The sequence below is a fragment of the Pseudomonadota bacterium genome (assembly GCA_018242545.1).
GTDB lineage: Bacteria > Pseudomonadota > Alphaproteobacteria > 16-39-46 > 16-39-46 > 16-39-46.
In genome coordinates, this window is record JAFEBT010000059.1 from 1 (window position 1) to 12,662 (window position 12,662).

Genomic DNA, 12,662 nt, shown 5'->3' on the forward strand with positions numbered 1-12,662 from the left:
TCTCTTTTCTTTTTAAAAGTATATTTGTTATTTTAATTTATGGAAATAGTATTATATCTTCCTGAACTGCTTTTTTTTCTTCTGCTGTCATTGTCATGGGGGTGAAAGAAGAAATTACCGAAATAACCCCAAATAGAATATGTAGTCTTTTAAAATAGGTCATTTTTTTGTCCTTCATGAAGATAATTAATTAAGACGTGCTCAAAAGAAATTCATAGAGAAGTTTTCATTGCTCTTTTTCTATATGATTCTCAAAGAAAATAAGCTCTTTAAAGGTTTTAATGGGGTTTACATTTTCTGCTAACACGCCCATTTTGATTTCTTCTATAAAAAGATATGCTTAATTTAAAACAAAAGATAGCCTTTTTTAAGAAAAAAAGAGATACTAAAAAGTGAAAAATATTTAAAAGAAAGGTTTAAAATGATTCAAAAATTTTTACTCATAGCTTCACTATTTGCTTTTGGTTATACGGGCAAAATTTTGGCAGACGCTTCTCAACAATCCAATGCTCAACCAAAAGTTTCACAAGGGAAAACAACCGTTTGGAATTTGCCGCTTATTAATCAATCGGATAATTCATCTTGGACGGTCGATCTTAATGAAGGCATGGGAACTGAAGGTTGGGCAGAAGATATTGCTGAAGAAGATCTTAACGCCGAGAGGTTTCCTGAAAATCAAAGTTCTGATCCTGATATTGTTTATCCTGGAGATAATAGTTTTGAAGACACGGATATGGGGAGCAATTTTGATGCCCCTCTTATGCAAACTCTTGGAGAAAAGTGAAACGATCTTTAAAAGAATTATAAGCTTTCTTTTAAGTAACTTAAGTAGAACTCACATCTTTGAAAGAAAAATTTTGCTCCTTTATTTAGGAATTTTCTTTTTCTTTAATCACTCATGAGAATCTTCTTAAGAGTTAAAAATGAAGAAATTAAGGAAGAAGGTTTTGTTTATTTTTTCACTTAAGATGTCTTTTGAAGAGAAAGAGGGCGCTTGATAATTTTAATCTCAGGGGTTTCTGTTCGTTTCTTATAATTTTGATTAAGCTGCTCTTCTGTAATTTGAAGGCCGACATAAAGTGTATAATCATCAAAATTCTCTCCTTTTTGAAGAGGGATTTTAATTTTTGACGAAATGGTTGGTCGGATGCGCTTTTGTGTTTTTTCAAAGATGACTTCAGCTTCTAATTTTTCTTTGAAGATGAGTGTTTTTCCTTTGGAAAGGACGACGAAATAAGGAATTTTATAAGTTTCATTTTCTGAGGAAGGAGCTGCCCTTTTAATAAGCATCCGAACATAAAGCATGACCTCTTCTTGAGAGGCTTCTTCAGAGCACTTTACAATAACATTAGAAAGAGCGGCTGAAAAAGGCGTTTGTGTGGCATCATTCTTAAACGTCCCTTCAGATAATTCTCCCACAATCATTCCAGGTGTACAAATGAGAGGAATATAAGGTTTGTCGTTATCAGAACAGCTTGAGGCTAGAAAAAGAGTACTTAAGCTTATAAAAGATTTGAAAAATGAGGAACGGAGATTTCTAGGCATAGGATAACTTTCACTTAAAGAGACTTATGGGAGCCATCACAAAAAGGTGGCGTTTTAGTTTTCTGACATCCACAGAGAAAAAAAGAGCCAGAATTTGGGACTTCAAACATAAGAGATTTTAATCCAAGCTCTTTATGGGCGCCATCACAAAAAGGAAGTTTTTGGGACGCACCACAGGTGCACCAAAAGTATTTTTTATCTTTCTCCAAGGGTTCAGAATAGGGTTTTTTCATGACTGTTGTTGAAACTTCTTAAGTGTTAGGAAAGGCTCATTAAAAGGATCAAAGCAAGCGCAATAAGAGCGAGTAAAAAAGGCCATTGAAATTTCTTAAGTGTATCTTTGAGAGAACCTTTATTATCATTTAAAGTTTTTTGATCTGGTGTTGAATAAAGATTGTTATGAAGAACAGCATCGGGTGTAATAAAAAGCCCTTCAGCATGTTCTTTCTTTTTTTTCGGTTTAGGAGAGGGGGTGTCTTTGTCTTTCATGAAATCCTCTTGTGCATGTTAGCTACGTTTAGAAAGGGGAACAAAAGATCTTTGAGGATACCCGATATAAATTTGTCGAGGTCTTCCAATTTTTTGATTGGGTTCAGAAATCATTTCATTCCATTGAGCAACCCAACCTGCTGTCCGCGCAAGTGCAAAAAGCACGGTAAACATACTTGTTGGGATCCCCAGCGCTTTTAGAATAATACCTGAATAGAAATCTACATTAGGATAAAGCTTTTTTTCAAGAAAATAAGGATCTTTAAGTGCAATTTCTTCAAGTTCTAGGGCGAGGTCAAAAATAGGATCAGAAGGCCCCTTGAAGTTTTTAAGAATTTCATGACAGGTTTCTTTTATGATCCGTGCACGGGGATCATAATTTTTATAGACACGATGTCCAAATCCCATAAGACGTTCTTTTGTATCTTTTTTCTTAATATGCTCTAAAAAAGAGGGAATGTTTTCCTTGTGTCCAATTTTATAAAGCATATTGAGAGCAGCTTCATTGGCCCCTCCATGGGCAGGTCCCCAAAGAGCTGCAATTCCAGCTGCAAGGCAGGCAAAAGGATTTGCACCACTTGAGCTTGCAAGTCTTACCGTTGACGTAGAGGCATTCTGTTCATGATCTGCATGAAGAATGAGAATTTGATCCAGTGCTTTTGAAAAGAGAGGGTTGGGCTCCCATTCTTCGGTTGGAATAGAAAACATCATGTAGAGAAAATTTTCGGCATAGGAATATTTATTTTTGGGGTACACAAAAGGTTGCCCAATAGAATATTTATAAGCCATTGCTGCAAGTGTTGGCATTTTTGCAATGAGCCTTAGTGAAGCTATAAGACGCTGATCTTCATCCTGGATGTCCAAACTATCGTGATAGAAAGCTGACAGGGCGCCCACAACACCCACCATGATCGCCATGGGGTGCGCGTCTCTTCGAAAACCTCGGTAAAAAAAGGTAAGCTGTTCATGGACCATACTATGGCGTTTAATGTCTTGATTGAAAGCTTCCTTTTGAGCAGAATTCGGAAGTTCCCCTTTTAAAAGCAGATACGCTGTTTCTAAAAAATCACTTTGACACGCAAGTTCTTCAATGGGGTACCCTCTATAAAGAAGAATTCCTTTATCACCATCAATATATGTAATGGCAGATGAACAACTTGCTGTGGAGAAATAGCCTGGATCGAACGTAAAAAGACCTTCTTTTGAATAAAGGCTTTGAACATCAAGGGCATGAGGTCCCAAAGTTCCTTCTAGAACAGGGAGGGTATCTGAAAAGTTTTTTTCCTTTTCAGAAAGATCCATTTCATTAATAATGCGGGGATAAGCAGAATTTTTAGAAGACAAAGAGGTCATGAAAGAAGTCTTATGTGTGAGGGCATAAAAGATTTTTTGAAATTTAAAAGATGAATCCTTTTTTTAATAATATTCTGGATTTAAGAAAAAGTGCAAGGTTAATTCTTAAAAAAAGAGGCTTAAAGATGACACTCGGGATCTTATGGACACAGACCTCTTTTCAAAAAGAGCAATTTGAGATTTTTCAATGTAATAACAGCGCTCTAAAAATAAACTTTTTTTATGATCCTCTTTTAATTATAAAGCCGTATGCTCTTTTAAAAGAGGAAGATTTTAACGGATATCAAGGAATTTGTGTCACAAGTCAACATGCTCTTGCTTCTTTAAAAGAAGGAATTCCCCTTAATTTGCCTCTTTATACTGTTGGGAAAAAAACCTTTGAGATGGCTTCAAAAATGGGATTTAAAACAATTTTTTCGGCGGAAGGCTCTGCTGAAGATTTAAAAAACCTTCTTTTGAGAGAGAAAAATTTATTAAAAGGGACTTTACTTTATGTGCGGGGAAAGCATATTCAAAAAGATCTTAAAAAAGAACTAAAGAAGGAAGGACTTAAGGTTCAAGAAAAAATAGTCTATGAAGCTTTTTTAAAAAAATCTTTTAATGAAGAGGTCATTGAGGGGTTTAAAGATAAAAAAATTACAGATGTGTTTCTTTTTTCACAACGCGGCGCAGAAGCTTTTATGAAAAATTTTAAAGCCTTAAAGATAGAAAAAGGAGAAGGAAATTTAAGAGTTTTTTGTCTCAGTTCAAAAATTGCTCAAATACTCTCTCACGGGAGCCTTAAAGAAAAATATACAGGAATTTATGCGGCTCAAAAACCAACGCTTGAAAGTCTTTGGAATCTTTTTTGTGAGATGGTAAAAATAAAATAATATATAAAGGAGCTTTTAACATGTTTCGTCAATCTAATTATGCTGAGTCTCTTACAACAAATACAGCATCAAAAAATCATTCTCTTGGAACGTTAAAGTTATTATTAACATATTTATCTCCTTATAAATGGGTAGTCTGTAAATCAATTCTTGCAATTCTCATGGCCTCTCTTGCTGTCTTGGGATTGGGCCAAGGAATTAAAGTATTTATAGATCAAGGATTTGGTAAGGAAGGATTTATCTCTCTTTATGAGGCAATGGGATTGATGTTTTTACTTATTATCGTCCTTTCGGTGGCCAGTTTTTGTCGTGTTTATTATCTTGCATGGCTTGGAGAACGTGTTGTTGCAGATATCCGATCTAAAACCTTTAATCATCTTTTATCTTTAAACCCCTCTTTTTTTGAGGAACGTGGGGTTGGAGATTTGATGTCTCGTCTTCTAACAGATACAACGCTCATTCAAATAATTATTGGAACTTCTGTTGCCATCGCTTTAAGAAATGCATTTTTACTTTTTGGTGGGTTGCTTCTTTTGTTTATTACCAGCCCTAAACTAACTTTATATTTAGCAATTATGCTCCCGATCGTGCTGATTCCGATTATAATTTACGGAAAGCGTGTCAAAGTGCTGTCACAAGGAGCTCAGGAACGCATCGGGAAATTAGGTGCTTTCAGCGAAGAAATATTCGAAGGGATAAAAACAGTTCAATCTTTTGTACGCGAAGATTATGAAACCCAAAACTTTAAAAATTTAATTGAGAATTATTTTCAAAAGGCTGTTTTACAAGTCAAAGCGCGTTCTGTGCTTACAATGATGGTTATGATGCTTATTTTTGGATGTCTTTGTATCGTTGTAGGAATCGGAGGACTTGATGTTAAAAAAGGCATCTTCTCAGCAGGAGATTTAACCTCTTTTCTATTTTATGCTCTTTTGGTTGGAGGTGCAGCAGGGGCGATAAGCGAAATTACAGGAGATTTGCAAAGAGCGGCAGGGGCTCTTTCTCGTATCTTAGAGCTTCTAAATACACGTTCAACTTTAGAAGAACTTAAAAATCCTGAACTTCTCATTCCTTTAGAGAAAAGAACTTCTCCCCGAGAAGAGAAAAACACACTTCCTTTTTTTTCCTTTCAAGATGTTTCATTTGCATATCCTTCTCGGTTAGAAGATGTTGTTATCCATGAATTTACGCTTGATATTTATAAAGGAGAACATATTGCTTTTGTGGGTCCTTCAGGCGCAGGAAAAAGTACGCTTTTTTCTCTTATTTTGAGATTTTTTGATCCTCTCTCAGGAAACTTATTTTTTCAAGGTGTTAATTTAAAGCATCTTAGTCTTTCAGAGCTTCGCCAAAATATATCTTGGGTTTCACAAGAAACGTTTCTTTTTACAGAAACGGTTCAAGAAAATGTCCGTTTTGGAAACCTAATCGCAACAGAAGAAGAAATTGAAGAGGCTTTAAAAACTGCACAAGCATTTGAATTTGTTGAGCGTTTGCCAGGTAAAATGGAGGCCTCAATCGGTGAAAAAGGAGGGAGTCTTTCAGGAGGACAGCGTCAAAGAATAGCGCTTGCTCGTTCTTTTTTAAAAGATGCGTCTCTTCTCCTTCTGGATGAAGCAACGTCTGCCCTTGATTCTCTCAATGAAAGAATGATTCAAAAAGCGATGGAAAATACGATGAAAGGACGAACATCTATTATTATTGCGCATCGTCTTGCAACGGTTAAGAAAGCGGATCGAATTGTGGTTATTAATCAAGAGGGGAGAATTGCAGGAGTCGGAGATCATGCTTCTTTAATGGCTTCCAATCCTCTTTATAAAAATCTTGTTGAACTTGAACTTTTGTAATTTAAGAATCTTGGATGGGAGCGGGATGCCCTTGATCATCGAGGGCAACAAAAACAAATGTTCCTTCTGTTACTTTATGGGTATCTTTTAAAAGAGGAGAAGTAACCCAAGCTTCTATATGAAGGGTCATTGAGGTATGACCAAAACGCTCAATACGGGCATAACAACTTACTTCATCTCCAACTTTAACGGGTTTTTGAAAGCTCATTTGGTCAATGGCGACTGTCGCAACCCTTTTTTTAGAGTATTTACGTGCAACAAGAGAACCTGCAAGATCCATTTGAGAAACCAGCCATCCTCCAAAAATATCGCCAAAAGGATTAGTATCTTTGGGCATGGCAATTGTTTTTATTGCGAGGTCTTGTAGTTTTGGGGTAAATTCTGACATGATAAAAAATCCTCTTAGGATGAAGAGCTTTAAACCTTAGATAAACAACTTTATTTTAACATAAAAGAACCTAATCTCACAATGAATGATCTTTTTACCCCTCAGACACCCTTCGGCTCAAATTTTAAAAAAAATAAGGACAATAATACCTATACAGCTCAAGATATTGAAGTATTAGAAGGGCTTGAGCCAGTCCGGCTTCGTCCTGGAATGTATATTGGAGGGACGGATACGCAAGCTTTACATCATTTAGTTGCGGAGATTCTTGATAATTCCATGGATGAAGTTGTGGGAGGGTTTGCAACAGAAATCAGAGTTCATTTATATGAAAATGGGTTTATTTCTATTTCAGATAATGGACGTGGCATTCCCATAGATCCTCATCCTAAATTTAAAGATAAATCTGCTTTGGAAGTTATTTTAACAACGCTTCATAGTGGTGGAAAATTTAAAGAAGGGGCCTATGAAATATCAGGCGGTCTTCATGGGGTTGGTTTATCTGTCGTGAATGCTCTTTCTGATTTTCTAGAGGTTCAAGTGGTGCGGGAGGGACATCTTTATAAACAAAGTTATCAGCGTGGTATCCCTCAAGGGCCACTTGTGAAAGAAGAAGGAAAACAAAGAGGGCATGGCACAAAGATTATATTTCATCCAGACCCAGAAATTTTTGGGGAAGATGCTCATTTTGACCCTGTCTTTCTTTACCAACGTGTTCGATCAAAAGCTTTTCTTCATAAGGGTGTTCAAATTTTTTGGTCGATGGAGATAAAGGAAAAAGATTTATCTCTTGAAGAAGATGAAGGTCAAGAATTAAAAATCTATTCTCAAAAAAATAAAATTCCAAAAGAAGAACGCTTTTTCTTTCCAGGAGGGCTTTCTGATTTTGTTAATTTTTATTTAAAGGAAACATCAAGGGTATGTAATCTTCTTTTTAGTGGAGAAGGTGCCTTATCTCATGAAAAAGGACACATCGAATGGTCCCTTTCATGGTCCTTGGAAGAATCTGACGTCTCATCAGAAGAAAAACTTTCTGGACTTATGTCTTATTGTAATACGATTCCAACGCCGCAAGGAGGGGTTCATGAGCAAGGATTTAAGGCTGGGATTTTGAAAGCTTTTCGATCTGTAGCGGAGAGAATGGGATTTAAAAAGTTTTCTGATGTGGCGCCCGAGGATCTTTTCAAATCAATGAAGGGCATTCTTTCCATTTTTATAAGAAATCCGCAGTTTCAAGGCCAAACAAAAGAGAAACTTGTTAATTCAGATCTGCTGCGGCCCCTTGAAATTTTGATTAAAAATCAATTTGAACAATGGCTTTTAGACCACAAAGAAGAAGCTCAAAATCTTTTAAGCTATGTTGAAGAATTGATGGAAGAAAGATTGTCACAAAAAAGCCAAAAGGAGCTTGAAAGAAAAACCGCAACGCGCCGTTTACGTTTACCTGGAAAACTTGCCGATTGCCGAGCCACAGGACGGAAAGGAACAGAACTTTTTTTGGTAGAAGGAGATTCTGCAGGGGGATCAGCTAAGCAAGCCCGTGATCGCGATACACAAGCGATTTTACCGCTACGCGGAAAAATTTTAAACGTTGCCAATGCAACACTTGATAAAGCAGAGGCCAATCAAGAGCTTATGAATTTATCTTTGGCCCTGGGATGTGGCTTTGGGAGTCATTTTAAAGAAAAAGAACTCAGATACGATCGGATCATTATTATGACGGATGCTGATGTGGATGGGGCACATATCGCGGCTCTTTTAATGACTTTCTTTTTTGAAAAAATGCCTGATCTTGTTACCTCTGGGCGCCTTTATCTAGCCTGCCCTCCTCTTTATCGTATGGTCTTTGGAAAAGATATTTTTTATGCAAAAGATGAAAAGGAAAAAAATGCCATTATAAAACGATATGAGAAAAAAATTTCAAAATTTGAAATGAGCCGTTTTAAAGGACTTGGAGAAATGTCAGCAGCACAGCTTAAAGAAACAACGATGGATCCTAGAAAGAGAAGGCTTGAGCGTGTTATGTTGAAAGAGTCAGATTCTTTTCTAAGAGAGTTTGTCAATGATTTGATGGGAAAAGAAGCTGAGAAAAGATTTTCCTTTATTCAAGAAAATGCGCAATTTGCAAAAAATTTAGCTTTATAATAAAGTATCATCATAAGAAAGTTTAAAACCTAAAGGAAATAAAAGGATTCAACTCTATAGGCATTTTATATATTTCTATATCTAGCCTAGAATTTTTAAAAATTTTGTTTTTTGAAAATGTTTGATTTTGATAAATATTACATTCATAAAACATAAAAATATTTTTAAAAAATAATTAAGGATATAAAAATAGCTTTCCTTGAAGGATGTAATTCGCCATACTTATGGAAGTGATAAATTTCCAATAGGGAAATTTTAGTTAAAAGAATAATAATAAGGCCTAAAAATATCCATGAGGATAATCAATGGCTTGGGAGGTTTTTGATGAAAACAAAAAAAATTGAAAAAAATATGCAAAATAATCATGACCAACTTTCTCTTAATGATCGTATAGCACTTTTTATTACGCAACACCTCGGAACAATGGCGGTCGTCTATGGGGCTATCATCTTTATTCTTTTTTGGATGATTATTGGCTCTGAAACCTATGAAGATCCTTATCCTTTTCCCCTTCTTCTCCTCATTATTAATATTGTAACGTTAATTCTGCTTCCCTTAATTATGGTTGGACAAAATCTTATTAATCGTGAAGAACAGATACGATCTGATGAAGCCCGAAAAGCGACCATGAGCAGCTACGAGAACATTCTCGTAATTCTTGAATGCTTGGAAAAAAATGAGAGAGAGCTTTTATACCAAACGAAAGCTTTAAATACCCTATTGACAAGTGCGGGGCATGATCCCAAAAAGCTTCGGTCAGAAAATAAACAAAACATATGACGAGAAGGTTTCAGCTGAAGAAAAAAGGAAGGATCATTAAAAACCTCTTCTTGAAATACATTAATATTAAATATTATGAATATTAAATATTATGCTTAAAAATTTTGCCAGCGCGTGATCATAGACAAGTTTTACAATCTTTTAAAGATATATGAGATTTAAAGACCAAGAAGTTTAAGGCCTCCTTGGACAATATCGCCAACCGGATTCTCAGAAGATGTTGATTGAGAAGAGGTTTTTTCTTGAGTGCCTTTTTTGTGTTTGGAAGGTGTTTTTGAAGAAGAAGATTTGTCTTTTGTCCCTAAAATGCTTTGTACAACTCCAAAGGCTTCTTCAGGAGCTTTAAGAACTGTATTTACAGCTGTCTCTGGTGCTTCAATAATAGTATTTACAATGCTTCCCACAGCATGGGTAAGAAGATAATTTTGAAGTCCGCGTGTATCAAGCTCTTGATTTGGATTATCAATCGGACCTGTGATTTTAACGTTAAAAGGAGGAAGATTTTTAACATTAAGTTGAGCCTTTCCAATAATATCAACAGAATAATGTGGCAAGTCAATAAAGCCAGTTGCACTTAGGCTCCCAACATCAGATGTTAAAGAACATGTTTTTAAAGTAGCAATTCCTTTTTGAAGAGAAAGTATTGTATCAAGATGATCAAATGCTGTTTGTCCTTCAGAAAAGGAAAGGTCAAGAAGTTTAAGAAATCCTTGAACATTTGTCGCATTATTAAGGGCAGAAACAGCTTTTTTAAGATCAAACCCACTTATTTTTCCTTCTTTTACATGGATTTTTAAATCGCCATTTAAGCTTTCAATATAATCAGAGATGCTCTCGCCATGCGATGTAAGGTCTACAAGAAGATTAAGTATGCCTCCTACAAGCATTATATCTCCTTTTTTAAAATCAAAGTCTTTAAGTTTGATATCTTTAAGAGAACCTTTACATGTAATAGGATGGTTTTTTTGTGCTGAAACCGAGGCCGTAACCTGAAGTTCTCCTCCAAGTCCTTTTCCAGTTGCTTGGGTTAAGGTTAGTACCCCTTTTTCCAATTGCAGATGTGCTAAAATATGCTCAAAAACAAAGGCATCTAGCATAACTTTGTTTAATGAGATATCAAATTCACCCTCAAATAGATTTAAAAAGCTTAAATTTAACGGTGTATGAGGCCATATTTCATGAGGAGAATGAGAAGTTGTTTTCTGAGGGTGCGGGTGCTTCTTTTTATGGGAAGAGGGATGAGAGGGTATTGAGGGCTCTTTGCTTTTGGAAGAGCTTAAAAAAGAATTAAGATCAAGTTTTTCAACGATAAGATTTCCTTTAACTTTAGGCATAGATTGAAGAGATGTTAGACTCGCCTCACCCTTAAAGGGTGTCTTTTTTTGGTCTATGGTTAAATAGGAAGGAAGTATTTTAAGAGAAACCGTTTGGGAGGGATCTCCTTGGAGTGTCAACGTAATCTTATAGGCTCCTAACTTAGAATCGGGTATATTTAAGAGATTGCTGAAATTTTTTCCAACATTTACCAGCGTCATATCAATATTTTTATTAAGTGAGAATTTTCCTTCAAGTTTTGTTGCCAAATGTGGTGTTGAAAGAAGTGTATCTGTTGTATAAGTCTCTCCTTCCCAGGAGCTTTCTCCCGTGATTTTAAACGTCTCTCCGAGAATGTCCAAGACAGTTTTAAAAGAAGCGAGATCTTTTAAGGATCCAAGATTTGACGCGGAAAAAGCATAAGAAACGTGAGAGCGTTTGTCGTCTGTTGAAAATATAATATTTCCTGTAAGGCTCGATTTTCCTATTTTAAGATTTAAATCTTTTAAGGCTGTTCCCTTTTCTTGGCTATCCAAAGAGGTTGTAAGAGAGAAATTTTCAAAAAGAGTAGGAGACAGCTTTTCGGTTTCAATATTTAGAACATCAAGAAGGGGTTTTAAGTCCTTAGAAAAAATTTGCAAAGTTGGTAATATTTTACCGTCAGAATTTTGATTTAATACTTTTAAGGATACGTTTCCAGGATTTAGAATGAGATCAAGATCTGCGCGTCCTTTTTGAAGATCAAAATTTCCATTTCCAGCGCCTTTTAAGCTCCCGAGGACGACAGAAAGAGACTGCATGGAAATTGCTTCAGAGCTTCCTTGCAAGGTGGCTTCAAGTTCATAAGAGTCTTCCTTTGATTTTAAAAGGGGTTGAATTTTCGACAAAAGACGTGATTTAGAAAGAGATCCTTTAATAGTGGCTTTCATAGAAAAAATGAGATCTTCTATAGAAAAATTACCGTTTAAAAGGAGCTTTTCATCATAAAAATTAAGCTGGGCTGAAAAGAGGGCGGTTTTTTGATCAAGATTATCAAGATTTCCATTAACGGTAAGTTTTTCATTTAAAAGAAGGGTAGAAAGATCAAAGTCAACCCCCTTAAGAAGAAGATCTTTTTCATGGGCATATGTTAATCCCACCTTTAAATCGATATTTTCAAAAGAAAGGGATTGGTCTTGATTTTTGTAAGTCACATTCCCGTTATGAATGGTAATGTCATCAATTTCGATCGGAAATTTTAGAGAGGAAGAAGGCGATGAATTAGAAGAGGGGTTTGAATTTTCAGGCTTTGGAGAAGGGGGTGTAATTTCCCAATTTCCTTTTCCTGAAGCGTCTTTTTTAAGATTTAAGATCGGACTTTCAGCCAAAATGTTTGAGAGAGCAAGTTTTCCATGCAGTAAGCTCAGGAGAGAAATTTTTACGCTAACCTTTTTTATGGTAGCTAAAGGAAGATCGGGCGTGTCTTGTTTGGAGAGAACAACAAGTTCGTGAAGGGAGGCTTGTGGCTTTGGAAGAATCGAAAATGTAAGAGGGCCTTTAAGCTGAAGTGTTTGCCCTGTGGCTTCTTGATAGGATGTTTCAATTGTTTTTTTAAATTTATCAAGAGATATAAAAGGTGGAATAATAAATGCTAAGACAACAATGAGCGTAAGGAATGCACTTAAAAAAATTAATAGCTTTTTCATTTTGCCCCTCTTTCATAAAAAATTAACTTTCTTTATAAGATCTTACATTATACTGAGAGAAAAAACAAATAGGCAAGGAGGTTAGGCTTAAGTTTTAGGGATAAAAAAAAGAAAGCTAGGGTAAGCTAAAAGAAAAAGTAAGAGTATTCTTAAGGAGCATCGACTAGAAAAGAAAGCATGCAGTCTTCAAACAATAGACCTACTGCGTAAGTAAAAAGAAAAAGGAAGATTGAGGGGATGCAACTTC

10 protein-coding genes and 1 pseudogene are annotated in these 12,662 nt (G+C 35.7%); 5 read left to right on the forward strand and 6 right to left on the reverse strand.

What is annotated here, in order from left to right:
* Positions 1-421 precede the first annotated feature (421 nt).
* On the forward strand, positions 422-784 hold the full coding sequence (locus JSS34_07160) for a hypothetical protein (protein MBS0186100.1): 363 nt from the start codon (positions 422-424) through the stop codon (positions 782-784).
* A 179-nt stretch (positions 785-963) separates the two neighbouring features.
* Here the strand turns inward: JSS34_07160 and JSS34_07165 are convergent, their stop codons facing one another.
* From JSS34_07165 to JSS34_07180, 4 genes are read right to left on the reverse strand one after another with little or no spacing between them, the layout of a single operon-like run.
* Positions 964-1,545 carry a hypothetical protein gene (locus JSS34_07165; GenBank protein MBS0186101.1) on the reverse strand — a complete coding sequence of 194 codons (582 nt, stop codon included), beginning with the start codon at positions 1,543-1,545 and terminating at the stop codon, positions 964-966.
* A gap of 14 nt (positions 1,546-1,559) precedes the next feature.
* A complete protein-coding gene (locus JSS34_07170) occupies positions 1,560-1,778 on the reverse strand; it encodes a CDGSH iron-sulfur domain-containing protein (protein MBS0186102.1) in 219 nt (72 codons plus the stop codon).
* Between the two features lie 25 nt (positions 1,779-1,803).
* Positions 1,804-2,034 (reverse strand): hypothetical protein, encoded by a 231-nt coding sequence (locus JSS34_07175; GenBank protein MBS0186103.1) that lies wholly within the window; start codon positions 2,032-2,034, stop codon positions 1,804-1,806.
* Positions 2,035-2,052: 18 nt separating this feature from the next.
* Positions 2,053-3,336, reverse strand: coding sequence for a citrate synthase (locus tag JSS34_07180; GenBank protein MBS0186104.1), 1,284 nt, complete (start codon positions 3,334-3,336; stop codon positions 2,053-2,055).
* A gap of 176 nt (positions 3,337-3,512) precedes the next feature.
* Here JSS34_07180 and JSS34_07185 point away from each other — a divergent pair, with 176 nt between their 5' ends.
* Both JSS34_07185 and JSS34_07190 read left to right on the forward strand, forming a co-directional pair.
* Positions 3,513-4,259: a uroporphyrinogen-III synthase gene (locus tag JSS34_07185; protein ID MBS0186105.1), complete on the forward strand. Its 747-nt coding sequence runs from the start codon at positions 3,513-3,515 to the stop codon at positions 4,257-4,259.
* Between the two features lie 20 nt (positions 4,260-4,279).
* On the forward strand, positions 4,280-6,106 hold the full coding sequence (locus JSS34_07190; GenBank protein ID MBS0186106.1) for an ATP-binding cassette domain-containing protein: 1,827 nt from the start codon (positions 4,280-4,282) through the stop codon (positions 6,104-6,106).
* A gap of 1 nt (position 6,107) precedes the next feature.
* On the opposite strand, the gene JSS34_07195 is transcribed toward JSS34_07190, so the two are convergent.
* Complete coding sequence (locus tag JSS34_07195) at positions 6,108-6,494, reverse strand: acyl-CoA thioesterase (GenBank protein ID MBS0186107.1); 387 nt, start codon at positions 6,492-6,494, stop codon at positions 6,108-6,110.
* An 81-nt stretch (positions 6,495-6,575) separates the two neighbouring features.
* Here JSS34_07195 and JSS34_07200 point away from each other — a divergent pair, with 81 nt between their 5' ends.
* Together JSS34_07200 and JSS34_07205 are read left to right on the forward strand one after the other, a co-directional pair.
* A complete protein-coding gene (locus JSS34_07200; protein MBS0186108.1) occupies positions 6,576-8,636 on the forward strand; it encodes a type IIA DNA topoisomerase subunit B in 2,061 nt (686 codons plus the stop codon).
* 324 nt (positions 8,637-8,960) lie between these two features.
* The gene (locus tag JSS34_07205; protein MBS0186109.1) at positions 8,961-9,416 is read left to right on the forward strand and encodes a DUF1003 domain-containing protein; all 456 of its coding nucleotides are present in this window, start codon (positions 8,961-8,963) and stop codon (positions 9,414-9,416) included.
* A 158-nt stretch (positions 9,417-9,574) separates the two neighbouring features.
* Here JSS34_07205 and JSS34_07210 read toward each other — a convergent pair.
* Positions 9,575-12,415 (reverse strand): annotated as a pseudogene (locus tag JSS34_07210) (AsmA family protein).
* Positions 12,416-12,662 lie beyond the last annotated feature (247 nt).